Source organism: Thermoanaerobacterium sp. PSU-2, from assembly GCF_002102475.1.
Lineage (GTDB): Bacteria > Bacillota > Thermoanaerobacteria > Thermoanaerobacterales > Thermoanaerobacteraceae > Thermoanaerobacterium.
On the sequence record NZ_MSQD01000004.1, the window covers coordinates 153,105 to 170,741 of the forward strand.

The 17,637-nt window shown below is 34.4% G+C and carries 19 protein-coding genes; 4 read left to right on the forward strand and 15 right to left on the reverse strand.

The window, feature by feature from the left end; genetic code table 11:
• Positions 1–10: 10 nt before the first annotated feature.
• A complete protein-coding gene (locus tag BVF91_RS04840) occupies positions 11–421 on the forward strand; it encodes an arsenate reductase ArsC (RefSeq protein ID WP_085112343.1) in 411 nt (136 codons plus the stop codon).
• A gap of 53 nt (positions 422–474) precedes the next feature.
• Here BVF91_RS04840 and BVF91_RS04845 read toward each other — a convergent pair whose 3' ends face one another.
• The 13 genes from BVF91_RS04845 to BVF91_RS04905 form a co-directional block, all read right to left on the reverse strand.
• Positions 475–1,104, reverse strand: coding sequence for a glycerol-3-phosphate acyltransferase (locus tag BVF91_RS04845; protein WP_464852089.1), 630 nt, complete (start codon positions 1,102–1,104; stop codon positions 475–477).
• An 18-nt stretch (positions 1,105–1,122) separates the two neighbouring features.
• Positions 1,123–2,208, reverse strand: coding sequence for a glycosyltransferase family 2 protein (locus BVF91_RS04850; protein WP_085112345.1), 1,086 nt, complete (start codon positions 2,206–2,208; stop codon positions 1,123–1,125).
• Between the two features lie 42 nt (positions 2,209–2,250).
• A complete protein-coding gene (locus BVF91_RS04855; protein WP_085112346.1) occupies positions 2,251–3,165 on the reverse strand; it encodes a cation diffusion facilitator family transporter in 915 nt (304 codons plus the stop codon).
• Between the two features lie 148 nt (positions 3,166–3,313).
• Positions 3,314–3,670: a heterodisulfide reductase subunit A-like protein gene (locus BVF91_RS04860; protein WP_085112347.1), complete on the reverse strand. Its 357-nt coding sequence runs from the start codon at positions 3,668–3,670 to the stop codon at positions 3,314–3,316.
• A 65-nt stretch (positions 3,671–3,735) separates the two neighbouring features.
• The gene (locus BVF91_RS04865) at positions 3,736–3,942 is read right to left on the reverse strand and encodes a 4Fe-4S dicluster domain-containing protein (protein WP_014758088.1); all 207 of its coding nucleotides are present in this window, start codon (positions 3,940–3,942) and stop codon (positions 3,736–3,738) included.
• A gap of 22 nt (positions 3,943–3,964) precedes the next feature.
• Positions 3,965–4,282, reverse strand: coding sequence for a NifB/NifX family molybdenum-iron cluster-binding protein (locus BVF91_RS04870; RefSeq protein WP_085112348.1), 318 nt, complete (start codon positions 4,280–4,282; stop codon positions 3,965–3,967).
• 142 nt (positions 4,283–4,424) lie between these two features.
• Positions 4,425–5,522, reverse strand: coding sequence for a TDT family transporter (locus tag BVF91_RS04875; RefSeq protein ID WP_085112349.1), 1,098 nt, complete (start codon positions 5,520–5,522; stop codon positions 4,425–4,427).
• Between the two features lie 125 nt (positions 5,523–5,647).
• Positions 5,648–5,932 carry an ArsR/SmtB family transcription factor gene (locus tag BVF91_RS04880; protein ID WP_085112350.1) on the reverse strand — a complete coding sequence of 95 codons (285 nt, stop codon included), beginning with the start codon at positions 5,930–5,932 and terminating at the stop codon, positions 5,648–5,650.
• Between the two features lie 85 nt (positions 5,933–6,017).
• Complete coding sequence (locus BVF91_RS04885; RefSeq protein ID WP_240495811.1) at positions 6,018–7,052, reverse strand: lysylphosphatidylglycerol synthase transmembrane domain-containing protein; 1,035 nt, start codon at positions 7,050–7,052, stop codon at positions 6,018–6,020.
• A gap of 15 nt (positions 7,053–7,067) precedes the next feature.
• The gene (pdaA, locus tag BVF91_RS04890; protein WP_085112351.1) at positions 7,068–8,033 is read right to left on the reverse strand and encodes a delta-lactam-biosynthetic de-N-acetylase; all 966 of its coding nucleotides are present in this window, start codon (positions 8,031–8,033) and stop codon (positions 7,068–7,070) included.
• A 66-nt stretch (positions 8,034–8,099) separates the two neighbouring features.
• Positions 8,100–8,672, reverse strand: a complete 573-nt coding sequence (cas4, locus tag BVF91_RS04895) for a CRISPR-associated protein Cas4 (RefSeq protein ID WP_206199024.1) — start codon at positions 8,670–8,672, stop codon at positions 8,100–8,102.
• On the reverse strand, positions 8,669–8,938 hold the full coding sequence (locus BVF91_RS04900; RefSeq protein ID WP_085112352.1) for a hypothetical protein: 270 nt from the start codon (positions 8,936–8,938) through the stop codon (positions 8,669–8,671). Before BVF91_RS04900 ends, cas4 begins: the two co-directional genes overlap by 4 nt.
• 105 nt (positions 8,939–9,043) lie before the next feature.
• Positions 9,044–11,389 (reverse strand): sugar phosphate nucleotidyltransferase, encoded by a 2,346-nt coding sequence (locus BVF91_RS04905; RefSeq protein WP_085112353.1) that lies wholly within the window; start codon positions 11,387–11,389, stop codon positions 9,044–9,046.
• A 129-nt stretch (positions 11,390–11,518) separates the two neighbouring features.
• Here BVF91_RS04905 and BVF91_RS04910 point away from each other — a divergent pair, with 129 nt between their 5' ends.
• Positions 11,519–12,451, forward strand: coding sequence for a Na/Pi cotransporter family protein (locus tag BVF91_RS04910; protein ID WP_085112354.1), 933 nt, complete (start codon positions 11,519–11,521; stop codon positions 12,449–12,451).
• Positions 12,452–12,512: 61 nt separating this feature from the next.
• On the forward strand, positions 12,513–13,607 hold the full coding sequence (locus tag BVF91_RS04915) for a GerAB/ArcD/ProY family transporter (RefSeq protein ID WP_085112355.1): 1,095 nt from the start codon (positions 12,513–12,515) through the stop codon (positions 13,605–13,607).
• A gap of 14 nt (positions 13,608–13,621) precedes the next feature.
• Here the strand turns inward: BVF91_RS04915 and glyA are convergent, their stop codons facing one another.
• Both glyA and BVF91_RS04925 read right to left on the reverse strand, forming a co-directional pair.
• Positions 13,622–14,854, reverse strand: coding sequence for a serine hydroxymethyltransferase (gene glyA / locus BVF91_RS04920; protein WP_085112356.1), 1,233 nt, complete (start codon positions 14,852–14,854; stop codon positions 13,622–13,624).
• Positions 14,855–15,127: 273 nt separating this feature from the next.
• The gene (locus BVF91_RS04925) at positions 15,128–16,063 is read right to left on the reverse strand and encodes a dipeptidase (RefSeq protein WP_085112357.1); all 936 of its coding nucleotides are present in this window, start codon (positions 16,061–16,063) and stop codon (positions 15,128–15,130) included.
• A 148-nt stretch (positions 16,064–16,211) separates the two neighbouring features.
• Between BVF91_RS04925 and BVF91_RS04930 the strand changes: the two genes are divergently transcribed.
• Positions 16,212–17,636, forward strand: a complete 1,425-nt coding sequence (locus BVF91_RS04930) for a PIG-L deacetylase family protein (protein WP_085112358.1) — start codon at positions 16,212–16,214, stop codon at positions 17,634–17,636.
• Position 17,637 lies beyond the last annotated feature (1 nt).

Consider the following 17,637-nt stretch of genomic DNA (forward strand, 5'->3'; position numbering starts at 1 on the left):
AGAATTTAGTATGAAGGTAAAAGTAGCTTTCATCTGTGTAGCAAATTCATGCAGAAGTCAAATGGCAGAAGGTTTTGCAAAACATTTAGGGTCAGATATATTAGAAGCCTATAGCGCTGGCACAAAACTTGCTGAAATGGTAAATCCAAATGCGGTTGAAGTCATGAAAGAAGTAGGCATCGACATAAGTAATCACAATCCAAAACTTTTAGATGAGATACCGCCAAAAGTGGACATCTTGATTACTATGGGATGCAATGTAGAATGCCCGTATATACCTTGCAAGTTAAAAGAAGACTGGGGCTTAGATGATCCCGATGGGAAACCAATAGATGAGTTTAGAAAGACAAGAGACATAATCGAATCAAAAGTTAAAGAACTCATCAAAAGAATTAAAAATAATGAAATAAACTTAAATTAACGCATATCCACAATACCCTTTTTCTATTTAAGCCAGCAAGTTTTCTTGCTGGCTTATCTCGTAACAGCGTTTTTTTCATGACGTTTCTCGTAAAAATCTTTATAAAGCTTATAGAGCTTTTCCTTATTTGTATATGTAATGATGAGAAGATTAGCAAACCATATATCATAAATATACATCTGGTATGATTTGTAATAAAGAAATAATACCAAAGTCAACATCCCAACCACAGCCATCAATCCATCTAGTTCAGATGATGTAGCTTTTCCCTTGTTTAAAATGACGGCTATGACATACAATATCGCCAATATGACGGCGTATGCAATAGACACTCTAAACGATGTTAAAGCACTCCATACGCCAAACGTAACAGCTATTCCCTTACCACCACGCCATTTTAGAAAAGGAGAAAAAACATGACCTAATATAGTAGCGACAGCCACAGGAACTATTTCGGTACCACTAATGTATCCCTTTGCCATCATGAATGACAATGGAAAGTACCCCTTTAAAAAGTCAAGGACAACTCCTAAAATACCAAATTTATATCCAGCCGCATGCCACAAGTTAAAAGCACCGGGATTTCCATCACCGTAATGACGTATATCTTTTAAAGCCAATAATCCTAACCAGTACGAAAACATCATTGAACCGCTTAGAAATCCTATTAAGACAAAAAGCATTATCAACGCAATCCCCCCTTAAACCTTAATTCTTCTCCCCTTCCATGTGACATATCCTAAAAAGAAAACTTGGTACAATGAGTAAAACATGATGTATATAAAAAATAGCGATGATAATATATGAAATAAAGGAACTATGATGCCATAACGCCCTGTCCAGTTGTCTATATAAATTATCTGCAATGTGTACATAATGTAAAGCACCAAAAACAAACCAAACAAATCACTTTTATAAAATGCAAGAAATGGAGTAATAAACTCTACCGCCAATAAGCCTATAAGCCATAGCGCAATAAAAATTGTCGTCATAACTTCTAATTTGGATGTGCTTAATATCGCTCCTTTTCCAAACCCCTCTACTTCACTTTTTATACCGTATGGATACATCCTAAACGAAATAAGATCGTATCCTATGAAATTCTGGACATTTATACCATTTGACGTAAATCTCTCTCCTAAATTTAAATCGTCCAAAAGCTCTCCCTTTATACTGTGATGTCCGTTTACCTTTTCATAATCTTCACGAGATACGACAATACAAGAGCCATACATTCCTTTTCGTGGATTGTATTTTTCAAATGGCGATGTAAATGCAAAAATCCCCAAAATATATGGTATCAATGAAAGCTTTTCATAAAATTTCTCAGGGCTATGATATGGTACAACAGATATAGCTCCATTTACCTTCTCCCTCGCTTTCGCCAATGACTCCAAAGCACGGGGAGATAGCCTAACATCAGCATCGATGAATGCAAATACATCGCCTGTAGAATTTTTATATCCATTCCACAAAGCCCACGTCTTCCCAGTCCAACCATCTGGCATTTCTGTATTTTTCATCACTTTGACACCGTAACTTTCAGCGATCTCAAAAGTCCTATCTGAGGAAAAATCATCAACTACAATTACTTCATAAGGCATATACGTCTGATTTTTTAAAGACTCAAGTATATATGGGAGATTTTTCTCTTCATTTCTTGCAGGGATTATGACAGAAATTTTATACTGCTTTTCAAGAGGCTGATTGTCATACGGCACCTTCAAATTTCTAAATAAAACAAAACCAGAAATAATGCCTAAAAACAAAAAAGCACTGACTATCATTTCGCATCACATTCCTCTCCCACTTTAAATTGCAGAAATGTGTTAATTAATAGTATCATCAACCTTTTTTATCAAGCCAACATCTTCACAACATTCGTACTCCATCTGCAATGTAACATGGTGTATGTCAAACAATTCATCTAAAACAATTTCAATCTGTTCCATCACCTCTTTTGATTGACTTACTTTAACATCATCTTTTAAATTTACATGGCATTCAAAATGTACATCGTCGTCATTTGTCTGCCAAACATGAACATGGTGAATATTTTTTACATTTGGTAATTTCTCAATTTCTCTTTTTACGATTTCTAAATTTATGTTTTCAGGTGTGCCTTGCATAAGTATGCTTACGGATTCGTTGATTATTTCAAAGCTTTCTTTAATTATATATATGCCAATTAAAACCGTCAATAGCGGATCTATCCAATAAATTTTAAAAAAATATATACATATTCCTCCAATGACCACTCCTACAGAAGACAATGCATCTGACAGAAGATGTACATAGGCAGAACGAATGTTGAGATTTTCTTCTGCATTTTCTTTAAGCAGAAATACTGATAGTGCATTTGCCAAAAGACCTATTAGTGCGACTACAATCATTATAGCTCCATTGATAGGCTCTGGATTGAAAAACTTTATATAAGCCTCCTTAAACAAGAATACAGATATTACAACTAAAACAACTGAATTGAAAAGAGCTGCAAGAATCTCCGCTCTCTTATATCCAAACGTCATTCTTTCATTATTTTCCCTTTGTGATATCAACATAGCAAAATAACTAATTATAATAGATATAGCATCGCTAAAATTGTGAAGCGCATCTGATATGAGGGACAAACTTCCTGAAAATAACCCTCCAATAATTTCTGCTGCTGTTATTGAAAAATTCAAAAACATCGTTGTTATTAAGCTTTTCTTAGTTTTAACTTCATGTTCATGATGATGAGCCATTTTAACAACCTCCCAATTTTTTAAACTATATTAAAATCTTTGTTTTATATTATAGCATACTACTTTCACTTTACATTATCTTAAAAAATAAAATGCTGCATCTAAAAATCCTGCAGCACTTTTTTACATATAACTTATTTTTTACAACTCATTTTTCTTTAACAGTCTTTTTAATCTCATTGATTACTTGCTCTGTGTTCATATTTCTTATTTCTATGCCGATATGCTTTTCTCTGTCGAATCCTACTGCGTCAAAAGCATCCCTGTACATTTTTCTCTGCATTACTGGATCACATGCAGCGACGTATAACTCATCTATATCTGCACCTTTCAAAAGTTCACGTAAATACCTGTCACCATCCTCTGCGCAAAGCTGTGGGTGCAATCCTACCCATTCAAATATATTTTCTCTTCTCAATGTGTTTAAAACTTCGAATGTGTCCATATCCTGAAATGAAGGACATGTGCCTTGGCATACACATAAAAGCAATCCCTTTTTACTCATTTTATTATTCCCTCCAATTAAATTTATAATTTTTTAAAATCTTTAAGCGAGATTGTAAATTAAGCTTATTTATTGTCGCCAAAATAAGATATAGCATCGTTATCGCATATCTTCTGGCAACCTCTGCAAAATTCTACACAGTTGTCAGGATTTATTACAAGCGGAAAACCATCATCACCTATTGTGTAAACATCGTGTTTGCAGAAATTAACACACTGATAGCACTGTATGCATTTATCGTGGTCAATGATTGGATACCAATTTTTAGCCATGCTTTTCACCTCCTCTCAACATTTAAAATCCTTTTAATATATCAGCTATTCTCCCTAATGTTACAAGCTTTACTGATATGTTATTTTTTAAAAGTTCTGTTTTTATTTCTTCACTTATATTCATCACAACAAAAATCTCTGCATTTGTCTTTGAAATAAAGTCCACAAAATCTTTGGCATTTAATTTTTGATCATTGTAAAATATGTTTTCTACATTTTTTACTTTTTTTAATTTGCCATCTTCTATCTCTGCAACTGTGATGTATTCAGAATTTACAATATCACTTCCAATATCACTATTAAGTCCTAAATGATTTTTTGATGCAAAAGCTATGATCATCATCACACCTCCTTTTATCTTTTTATTCGGTTTTTCGAATCAAATAGCCAAAAAAATAACTATTTGCTCTAAAAAATAGTTCTTAACTATAATTATATTTTAGATGTGTAATATGGCTTTTCAACCATATTACACATAATACCTACTTCTTATTTTTAGGCACCTGAGGAACCAAAAGCTTTCCATTAAATGTCCCAACTAAAGACTTTATAAAAGTGCTTATCCATAAGACAATCAATAATGCAGCCAATAAAAGCGTATACCAGTACACTATTTGAAGCTTCACATACATATATACATTAAATGAAGAAAGCGTATATGCTGAAAGCGGGAATATGAAAGCCCACCACGAGAGTGAAAAAGGAATTCCACCTTCTCTTAAATATTTGACAGTTATAGCAATTGTGAGAACAAAAGCCCATATTCCAAATCCCCACAAGATAAGAGATAACACTTTTAGAGAATCAGTGGTTGTAATAAGGCCAACTAATTTCGACGCATCAGCAATCCCCATTAAGCTTAACGTCCCTACGCCTATTGGTCCTAAAATTATCCAAAATGTAGGTGTCGCCATAGCATGAGGCATCTTATGATTTATAAACCTGTTTAATATTATACTGCTAAGTATTATGAATAGAAATAAACCTATTCCAAAAAATATAATGTCAGTAAGATTTACAATCTGTGCTACACCAATGCTTTTCTTTACATAAGCTTTCACAAGCTGATTTCCAAGAAGCGGTATTACTATACTTGCCACAGGTGTTATATACCATGAATTATTAGTTAGTTCTGGACTTACTTCATCCATTAACATCATATTGTATGTTACAAAAACCCCAAAAATTAAAGCTAATAAAACACCATAAGCCCACAGTAGAGTCCCAAGAAGAACTACAAAACTCATATTGAAGAAATCTTTTCCTATGATAAAGAAATTAGTACCTAAGATGAGTCCTCCAACAGGCATTGTGACAAAAAAGTTTGACATTACTGGATGCCTTAAGTCATCTTTTAATTTGTCAAAGTGCAAAAACCATCTCGCTGTCCAAGGCCCAATTAACAGTATAAACAGAAGAATATTTAACCAAAAAACTACTACAGAAAGCGGCTTTAAAAACACCATTTTACCGCTTAGCATATACAAAACATTTGCTAAGCCTCCTGTCCCCATGACCGATGCATACCAAGCAGGGGAAAAGTGCCTTACAACATCATTGAAGCTAATCTTTTCTTTCATTTCAGACCTCCTATAAGCTTTTCTAAACCAATAATAGTATATCTTAGTTTTGGTCATATGTCAATATATTTATTGAATTTTTATTTCTTTATTCGGTTATTCGAATATATAAGATAAGCAAATGCTTACTCCCCAACTATTTTCTTAACTTCATCTATAATTTTAACGATGTCCTTGTTTTTAAGAGTATAATAAATCTTAGTCCCTTCTCTTGAATCTTTTACTATCCCATTTGCTCTTAACACCATAAGATGTCTTGAAATATGAGATTGGTCAAGATTCAAAACAGCCATCATTTCACAGACGCACATCTCATTTCTGCTTAGAAGCTCTATTATCTTAATTCTTGTCGGATGTGACAGTGCTTTAAAGTACTCAGCCGTCTTATCGTACAAATCAATTGTTACCATGTTATCACCCTTCCCAACTAATTATATTCGTTTTTTCGAATAAAGTCAACAAAAAGATTTTTTAAGGCGCAATGACTTAAAATAATCATTCAGCGCCTAACGGCTTGTCTTTATCTTTTCTCATCATCAAGAAAAATCCTATTCCTGACGCAATCAAGTATACATAGTATGTGAAAAACCTCCATATGCCTATGAATACTCCTAACAAATGGTGCGGTACAATATTTGAAAATATGCTGGCAAAGCCAACTTCAACAAATCCTGCCCCACTTGGTATCACATTATAAGCAAGAATATCGTAAAATATAATTTGCCTTGATATGACAGCTAAAATGTTGAATTTTATGTTCATCGCTATCATCAAAATTGGTGCAATGCTGTAAAACAAAGTCCAAAAAAGCATAGCGTACAAAAGCTGTGATATTAAAAGCTTTCCTCCCGAACTTACCATGAAAAGTTCATTAAATCTGTGATTGTACTCAATAATTTCAGTTTTTGTATTTTCAAAAAACTTTTTATACCTTTCACCTGAGAAAAACCTTATGCCAGCAATCAAATTCACTACAGAGATCAAAAAAGCTGGCCTCAATATTATATAGACAAGAGCTATCAATAAAAGCAAAAGTATAAATGAAACCAATATAGCAAATATAGACAAAGCATGCGTAAGCTCCAACTGCTTTCTAAAGAAAATCAGCAGAATAGGAGGTATCGTGCCGAAAAAAATACCTGAAAACAAAATCTTGGCTGTAAAAATCATAAGACTTTTATTTGGTGGTATCTTTTTTTTGTTTAAAAGGTAAATAGTTATTGGAAGTGCACCTGAACCAAATGGAGTTATATAACTGAAGAAAAAAGTAGCCAAATTGAACTTAAATAGATATCCAACGCTTAGATCTTCTCCTAACGCCAAAAGTAAGTCCCTTATCCTATAAGTATCAACCATCAAGCTTAAAAAAATAAAAAGCAGCATGATGCCAATGTATATAGGATTTATATTCATAACATCTTTTAAGCCCTGATACCCCGAAAATTTCATTATGATGGCTATAGCGCCAAAGCTTAAAATGAACGCAACAGCCATCATGTAAAAATTCTTCCTCTCTAATATATGATTCAAAATTATCCCCTCGCTTTATTCGCTTATATCATCTAAAGTCTTAAATACATATCCCTGCGCTTTTATATCTTTTAATATCCTATCAAGAGCCATCGTATCATCTTTTGAGACAGCATGAAGCAGTATTACTGCTCCTGGATGAATTCTGGCCATAACGGTATTGTAGCTTTCATCAGGACCTCCTGGCAGTGGCTGCCAATCAGCAAGAGCAAGACTCCAAAACACCGTCTTATACCCTAAAGACTTTGCTATATACAATGTCCTTTCGCTGTACTCACCCATAGGTGGCCTCAAATAATGCATATCTTTTCCCGTAAGCTCTTTAAACATTTCAGCAAGACCAGTTATCTCGGTTTTAACTTTTTCATCTGAAAGCTTAGGAAGACTGGGGTGATTTACCGTATGATTGCCTACTATATGTCCCTCAGCCACCATTCTCTTTACAAGATCACCATGCTCTTTAATATACGGACCCGTTACAAAAAAAGCCGCTTTTACATTATTTGCCTTTAATATATCAAGAATTTTTGGTGTATATCCGTTTTCATATCCTTCGTCAAATGTCAAGTACACGTATTTTTTTGTTGTGTCTCCTGTAAATATTCCATCGTATTTTTTTATAAGACTCATAGCTTTCGATGTAATCTCAGGCGTCTTGTGATCAGGTAACACCCTCATACCCCATCCGTACAATGTATTATCAAGGCCTTGTGTATTTATCAAAGAATTACTGTACACATCGTTATTCACGGTGTTGTTTTCCGCAGTCTTAGCATTACTAACATCGTTAGAAGTATTTTTAACTGAATTTTCTTTCCCATTATTGCTTGCCACACTGCTATTTGTCTTCACATTCACACTTGGCTTTTGAACAGACTTCTTTTCCACGTTTGTTGGATTCTTGGTTTTTAAAAAGCTGCAAGACGCTGTCGATAAAGCCACTACTATGACAAAAAATAAAACACCTAACTTTTTTAACATTTTATCATCCTCATTTCAAAAATATCTTCTTACGTATTTTTTGCATTCAGATGTTTTGTATTCTTATCAGATTTTTACTTTGCTTCCTTTATATATCTCGCACACAGTGCCTCTACATGGGCAAAATCTGCACTTTAGAAAATCCCCTTCCACATCAGGGAAAAACTTTTCTTCTTCTAAAAGTCTCATCTCTTTTATAATTTTAATAAGTTCTCTTCTAAGATCTTTAGTATTATATACTTCAAACATCGTATTTTGATAGACGATTCTACCCCGTCTTACTTTTTTACCAAATTCTTCTTCTATTATCAAAAAATAAGCAGTCAATTGCATCACATCTTTCAAAAACGGGGAATGTCCTTCGGCTTTTGAACTTTTTAGCTCCAACGGTATCAATTCATTCCCAACATCGTAAATATAATCTGGCTTTCCACTTATGCCATATTTGGGAGATTTTAAAAGCTTGCTGTACATAACGCCGTCCTTTTTTACCTCTTCCTGCTTATCTATGTATATAAGCTTTCCTCTTTTGAAACCGATTGTCCTTTTCATCTCCTTATAAGGAGGTCTTTTTTCTGCAATCTCCTTCAAGATGACGTAAAGTATTAAAAGTGTAAAAACAAAATTTAACACTATCATTTCAAAAACCCTATTACAATAGCTACCAAAGCCAAGAGAATCAATATGGCAATGGCTATTTTCTTGTATTTTAACCTTACAATATCTCTATAGTATTTCTCATGATACTCAATGCCTTTTTTAAAGTTGCTATCTTCATACCTTATGCCGTTTTTTTCTCTCAATTCATTTATATATTTATGTCCGTACTTTTTCTCATAGTACCACTGATATGGGCAATACAAGTATTGATTTATCTCAGAAGCAGATATGTATTTGTTTGACATATTATCACCATTCTAAGCAAAAATAAAAACATTGCAGATCATTCCACAATATTAACTATATCAATTTTTAGGTTCATCTGCAATGTTTTAGACATTAATTTTTTATTAACTGTCTTTAGACTTTATTATTTCATTCACACATTCCACATACTTGTTTAAAAGTGACTCTGCTTTTTCCTTTGTGGGAGCCTCTGAATATATTCTGCATGCAGGCAGCTCTGAATCTGGAACTAACAAAACCCAAGCATCGCCATAATTAAATCTTATCCCATCTAAAAACATCGATTTTTCATCCTTTTTTTCGTAAAACTTTCTTATTATCAAGCCCTTGTCCTTCCAATCGCAGTTTATCACTTTATTTAGTTTCACCCTCTGTGGTATAGACTTCTTTAAATCAGACAATTTAAGCTTGTTTTTGCTTAAATATTCAACTAATCTCAATGTAAAATTTATGCCGTCAAAACTAAGGTTAAACTGAGAATTCTCATCACTATTATTGCTTTCAATCTCAAACATTCTTTTCATCTTTTCGCTCTGAGAGATTTTACTAAACTTCGTCTCGATGCCAAGCTCTTTCGACATTTCACTTAAAAACTGAGAGCTATTGAATGGTATTATAAACTTACTTTTCCCATTTTCCTTACCGACAAGTATCCTCAAATAATCCAATTCATCTTCATCAAGCAAATATCCTTCATCATCATAAATTTCAACATTTTCCCCATCATCTGAAATCTTAATGCCTATATCGTAATTTGCCACAGCTTTTTCATAACTGCGATTTTGATTCAACACACTTAATAAACTTTTTGTGGCCTGACCAATAAAATTTACATTTAAATTTTCAAATGAATCGCCATTTAAAGATAAACTTTCAGCGTACTCCTTGTTTACATCTACTATAACTTCGTCATTTATAACATGGGCTATACTATAATCGTTAATCTTGTATTTATTCAATACCTTTTTTTCTACATTTCTGTCAACATCACACCCATTCTCATCTATTAAAATAATATTTACCGCTTTTTCATCTAATTTTTTTACAAATACGCCTGCTTTATATCCATTTTTTTTGATAGAATACCTCATGGCAGGCAATATGGTAGAATGAGCATTGTACACCTTTCTTCCCGCTGATATTATCCCATCTTTTAAAAGATTTAAAGCCAATCTTGCATAAGAATCATCCACACATCCCACAAGTATATCTCCATCAAATACGCTGCCTATTACTTCACCTAATCTTACCAAATTGTCAGGCACAAGATTATCATACAAGTTCCCCTTTATCCCTCTATCTCCAAACAATGATGCTTCATCATTATTTCCCCACACAACATCTCTTTCCACTATATTCCCTGTTGATATAATTCTATTGGGCCATATTTTCGTGTTTGGTTTAATCTCACAAAACGATTGAAGCTTAGATTTTTCACCTATTATTGAATTATCAAAAGTCCTGACGTTATTTTCGGTAATTGCTCCACTGCAAAATACAGTTCCTCTGATTTCGTTGTTTCTGCCAATCTTTACATTGTCCCAAAGTACGCTGTTTTTTAATGTTGACATAGGTCCTACATAGCTTCCACTTCCAATTATTACATTTGGCCCAATTACTGCACCATCATCTATAATAACACTGTCGCCTATTATTAAAGGTGGAACAAGCTTGGCACTCTGAGATACAAACACATTTTTACCAAAAATCATCCCATCTTTGATTATCTTATCTTTAAATCCAAGATCGATATTCCCACTTAGGAGATCAAGGTGGCTTTTAAGGTATTGAACCCCATTCCCTATGTCGCACCAGTAATCGTTGCTGATGTATCCGTACACAGGAACATTTTTTTCAAGCAGCATTGGAAACAAATCCTTGCTAAAGTCAAATTGCTTGTTTTCAGGTATGAAATTTAGTATCTCAGGCTCTATGATGTAAATACCTGTATTTACAGTATCGCTAAACACCTCTCCCCATGATGGTTTTTCTAAAAACTTCACGATCTTTCCCTCATTATCTGTTATTACAACGCCATATTCCAATGGAATATCTACTTTTGTAAGCACCAATGTCACTTTCGAACCCTTGTTTTTGTGAAATTCATAAGCTTTTTTTAGATCTATATCTGTTATCACATCGCCGCTTATTACCACAAATGTATCATCAAGAAATTCAGCAGCATTTTTTACGCTGCCTGCTGTCCCAAGAGGTTTATCTTCTATATAGTACTTTATCAAGTCACCGTATTGTTCATACAAATAATCTTTTATCTTGTGAGGCAAATAAAAAAGGGTTACACCCACATCATTTATGCCATGCTTTTGAACATGGTTTATAATATGCCAAATAGCTGGCTTCCCAGCCATAGGTACCATAGGCTTAGGAATTCCACATGTCAATGGCCTTAACCTGCTACCCTCACCACCAGCCATGATTATCGCTTTCATATCATCACCTTCTATGATTATTACTACTAATTAGTATCCAGAAAAAAATTCATTTTATACAAAGTCATATTTAGTAGTAATATTTCAAAATCAAAGTAAATATGTATTAAAAAAATGCTGGAGGTTAAAATGATAAGCACGATCTTTCTTATAGCTTTAGGCATCGCAGTTTTTCTCCTTGGACTTTTATTCTTAACTTCATCGTTAAAAATCATTTCAAGGCACAGAGTTAAGACACTTATTGAAAAATACACAGGGAATATATATGTATCAATATTTATTGGATTCATTCTGGCTATAATGATGCAAAGCAGCAGCATGATTACAATAGTATCTGTCAGTATGGCTGATGCGGGACTTTTAAACTTGTACAGCGCAGCAGGCATAATAATGGGGGCAAATATTGGAACAACGATTGCCGTTCAACTTTACGCATTTGACCTTTATAGTGCTGTACCTTACTTGATATTTTTAGGCTCCATTTTCAGATTTCAAAAACAAAAGACCCTTAAGTTCATAGGCAATATACTTTTAGGCTTTGGAATTATCTTTGCAGGGCTAAAAATAATCGATATAGCCGTTTCACCACTTAGAAATTTTTCTGCCATAAAGAATTTTGTCGCCATGACAGAAAACCCATTTTATGGCATAATAACTGGAATTATCATGGCACTTATCATGCAGTCCAGCACATTTTGCATCGCAATGCTTCAAGTTCTTGCAAATGTTAAAATAATGCCTGTGTACAATGCCATCTACATCGTGTATGGACTTAATATAGGTACGTGTTCTGAAGCTTTATTGATGAGCATAGCCACAAACAAAGAAGGAAAGAAAATAGCTATTTTTAACGTGCTTTTTAATCTAATAGGAACAATCGTGTTTCTCCCTTTGACACACTATTACTATAAATTTTTGAAATTTATTACTCCAGGCAATGTATCTTTGCAAATTTCAAATAGCCATATGTTTTTTAACATTGTTTCAACATTGCTGGTAATACCTATAATAAAATACCTGTTTTATTTTATAGAAATTATGTTTGAAAATGGTACTAAGTGAGTAAAAATACAAAATTGTTCACAACATAATAGCAAGAATATCAGATTAGGATGTGAAACTAATGAATAAAATAACGTACAAGGAACTTTTTTCTGCAATGCTGGTATTTGAATTAGGAAGTGCTGTATTATTTGTATTAGGCGCATCTGCAAAGCAAGACGCATGGATATCCATATTGCTGGCAACTGTCGCTGCACTGCCACTGGTCTACTTATACGTAACCCTTTATAAAATGCACGATGGAAATCTTCCTCAAATTTTGGAAGCCGCATTTGGAAAGGCATTTGGCAAAGTTCTTTCTGCCATTTACGCCTTTTACTTCTTGTACATAGCTGCCCGCGTCACAAGAGATTTTGCCGAGCTTAATATAGGCACCATATACAAGCAAGCACCTGTATCGGCCTTTTCAATTGCAATTTTAGTTGTAGTCATCTACTACCTTATGTTCGACATAAGCGTTATGATAAAATCGTCACACGCCCTTTTGCCTACTTTTATCATCATGGCATTTTTTCAATTCATTGGCGTATTCAGCGTAAATTGTGTAACTATAAAAAAAATATTCCCCATTTTAGGAAATGGATTTATGCCTGTTGTAAAAGCTGCTTTCCCAAATATACTTACATTTCCATACGGGGAACTTATCACATTTATGATGGTGTTCCCAGAATTCAAGTTTAACACAAATAAATTGACTAAATACTGCTTTACATTGGTTATAGTAACAGGTCTTTGGCTTGCATTAAACACAGTGGAAATATTTTCAGTCCTTGGAGTTGCAGAAGCCACAAGGGCAAATTTCCCATTTTATGAGCTTGCACTTATAATGAAATTTGGAACTTTTAGAAATCTTGACCCATTTTATGCAATAGTAACTGTTATAGGAGGTGTCATAAAAATAACTGTCTTTACATATGCAGCCATAAAGACAATACAGACGATCTTCAACTTAAAAGAGTATAAATTTTTGCTAATACCTGTGGGCACTATCGTATACGCCTTATCTATATTAATAGCTGATTCATACCCACTTCACATTCTGATTGGCCTTAAATTGACGACGCTTTATATTCATGTGCCGCTGCAAATAATCATACCGCTTATAGCATTGATACTATCATTCATAAGAAATCCTAAAACACGTAAAAATAAATAAGCCTAACTGCAGGCTTATTCATAAAGTGGATATTTGTCAAGAAGTTCACTTACTCTCTTTTTAGCTACATCAACGTAATTTTCATCTTTTAAAACATTATAGATTATATCAGCAATCACATCCATGTCACTTTCATTCATGCCTCTCGTAGTAACCGCCGGTGTGCCAAGCCTTAGACCAGAAGTGACATTAGGACCTAATGGATCGTTTGGTATGGCATTTTTATTTGCCGTTATTCCTACATAGTCAAGCCTTTTTTCTAATTCCTTGCCTGTGACGCCAGTCCCTCTTAAGTCCAATAACATCAAATGATTGTCTGTACCACCTGAAACTAAGTTCACTTTTCTGTCCATAAGGCTATCTGCCAAGGCTTTTGCATTTCTCACGATCTTCTTTTGATATTCTTTAAATTCTGGCTTTAATGCTTCATTAAAGCATACCGCTTTTGCAGCGATTACGTGCATCAGTGGACCACCCTGTACTCCTGGAAAAACAGATTTATCGATGGCCTTTGCGTGAATCTCTTTGGATAAGATTATGCCGCCTCTTGGACCTCTTAAAGTCTTATGTGTTGTAGATGTTACAACGTCTGAATACTCTACAGGATTAGGATGAAGTCCCGCCGCTACAAGTCCTGCAATGTGTGCCATGTCTACCATTAAATATGCTCCAACTGAATCTGCAATTTCTCTAAATCTCTTGAAATCTATTATCCTGGGATACGCGCTTGCACCAGCTACAATAAGCTTTGGCTTGTACTCTTTTGCTAACCTTTCTACCTCATCGTAGTCTATATAGCCTGTGTCTTCCCTTACTCCATAAGGTATGATGTTGTACAACTTGCCAGAAAAATTTACTTTGCTGCCATGTGTTAAATGTCCGCCATGTGCCAAATTCATGCCTAATACTGTATCACCTGGATTTATCAATGCAAAATAAGCTGCCATGTTGGCTTGAGCGCCAGAATGAGGCTGTACATTTGCATGCTCTGCTCCAAAAAGCTTTTTAAGCCTCTCTCTTGCCAGCTCCTCAACTACATCGACGTACTCGCAACCTCCGTAATACCGCTTTCCAGGATACCCCTCAGCATACTTGTTTGTAAGCGGTGAACCCATCGCTTCCATGACTGCAGGGCTTACAAAATTCTCCGATGCGATCAGTTCAATTTTATTTTTCTGCCTTTTGATCTCATTAGAAATTGCATCAGCCACTTCAGGATCTACTTCTCTTATAATATCGATATTCATTGTCTTACCTCCAATTTTTATTTTCACTATACAGCAATAAAGTGCTATATTTTTATTATAATTACTGAAGCTAAATTGTTCAACAAAAAAGTATAAAAGTTGACACTAAAATATAATCTTCTGAAAATTTATTTATCAAATAATTTTTTAATAACCTCTTGATTTTTATTTGAATTATATGTATAATGTATTCTTGGTCAAAACAATGACTCCCCCTTTAACATATGCAAGCCCCAATTAAATCATCGGGGCTATTTTTTATTGTAAAAATAATCAATGTAAGATTTCTTTTATTATTCTTTCGAAATTGCCGTGTGATATTAAATCTATTTCGTCATCGTTAAAGCCTCTTTTTTTGAGTCCTTCAAGTACCTTGGGAAAGCACGATACATCATGAAGCCCAACAGGTGTTTTTTCTATGCCATCAAAGTCTGAGCCAAATCCAACATACTCTGCACCTATTAATTCCGCAATATATTCCACATGATCAAGTACGTCTTCTATTGTAGCATTGCCATCTTCTTTCAAAAAATCAGGGCACAAATTAATTCCTATGACGCCATTTTTATCAGCAATAGCCTTTATCTGGTTATCACTTAGATTTCTCGGATGATTGCAAAGAGCTTTACAATCAGAATGGGACGCTATAAATGGCTTATCACACAAATCTACAACATCCCAAAATCCTCTTTCATTTAGATGTGATACGTCCACAATCATGCCTAACCTGTTCATTTCTTTTACGACACTTTTACCGAATTGCGTAATGCCGCAATCTTTGCATCCTAATACGCCATCACCTATGTCATTTCTTAGGCTCCAAGTAAGCGTCATAGCTCTCACACCCAGTCTATAAAACATTCTTAAGAGAGACAAATCGCCTTCTATTGCTTCACCGCCTTCTATTGACAATAATGCGCCTAATTTGTTTTTATTTTTTGCTTCGTCAATATCATCACCACTTAAAATCAATTTGATTCTGTCGCTTTTTTCTATGGCTTGATACAGTTTATCGATCATCTTTAACGTTTTTGCTGCAGCATCTTTTTTCATAAATTCTGGTTCAACAAAAGTGGCAAATACTTGAAGATGTACCAATCCTTCTTCTAATCTGACTAAGTCAACATGCCCATCAGTATTTTTTATCGTCATATCTCTTCCGTATTTTTCAGCCAAGTACAGCGTATCACAATGAAAATCGACTATCATGCCAATGCCTCCTAAAAATTTTCTTTCAAATAATATTTTACGCTTATGGTTATACATTACAAAAAATTTTTCACATAAAATCTCAATTTTTTAACAAATTATTAATAAATATATGCTACAATTATGACATAATTGGAGGTGTGAGACGATGAAGGTGAAGAAATATTTAATAATTACTATAATTGTATTATTGCTATTGGTATCATATGTTATGAATTTAAAGACCACCTTCGCAAATCTTACGGAAAAAAAGCCGGAGCCGGAATTTAAAAATCCTGGGCAACGGATACTTGTTATTGTACCACACCCTGACGATGAATCTTTAGGGATGGCGGGAGTCATACAGCGAGCAATAAGCCAAAACATTCCGGTAAAAGTAGTCATAGTTACAAATGGAGATAGCTACAAAAAGGCTGCTGCCGTACTTACCGGTCATGTAAATCCTACGCCATCAGATTTTTATAAGCTTGGCCTTCAAAGACAGAGTGAAAGCATAGCTGCAATGGCAGAACTTGGCCTTCCAAAAAATGATGTAGTATTTTTGGGTTTTGCTGATGGTAGCACTCGTTTTTTATGGAGCGATTTTTGGGACAATAACATTCCCAGAATCAGTGGCGGAACAAAATCCGCATTTTCCCCCTATAAAAATGTGTATAAACCTGGCATAGCATATACAGGAAACAATCTTGAAAATTGTATACAAGAAATCATAAAATCTTTCAATCCTACAGATATTTATTATCCAATGGCAGATGACGTACACCCTGATCATTGGGCTGTAAGCAATTTTGTAAGATATGCCATCGTAGCCATGAACTTAAATGTACGAGAGCATATGTTTTTGATTCATCATCCACAATGGCCTGTCCCATGGCTTTTAGAGCCAAACAGACCGCTTCTTCCACCTGTTGATATGGCTGACAGCAATACAAAATGGCAGGTGTTTAAATTGACGCCGAGCGAAATCCATAAGAAGGAAGTTGCACTTAAGAAATACAAATCTCAAATCGCTGTGATGGAACCATTTTTAATGGGATTTGTAAGGCAAAACGAGCTTTTTGGCACGAAACCTGTAATAGATATAAAGGATGTCAGCACGCTGCCAAACTTAAATCAGCCGAAAATGCCGTACACATTGTTTAAAGTTCCTGCAGGAGGCGTATTAAATCAAGAGATATACAGAAGCGCAGACCTCACTGAGATGGCATCATTTTGCTACAAAGGAAATGAGCTTTACGTAGGAATGAAGTCATTGGCACCTATATCAAAAAAAGTAGCTTATCATTTGGAAATGAGGCTATTTTACAACGGTGATATAAAAAGAATAGATATAGGATTGATAGGCGGAAAACTTTACGAGTACAGAAAGGCTAAAAACTCCATCTACAATGTCCCAATTTCAAATCCAGTCTTTAACAAAAATGTAGTCTGGATTAAGATTGACATTCCAAATACGCAAAATTTGAATTATATATTTATGGGAGCTGATTCAATATACAAAAACAAATTGATAGACAAGATTCCTTGGAACGTCTACAAAATCGAAAATAAAGATGCATCGCAAACTACTTAAT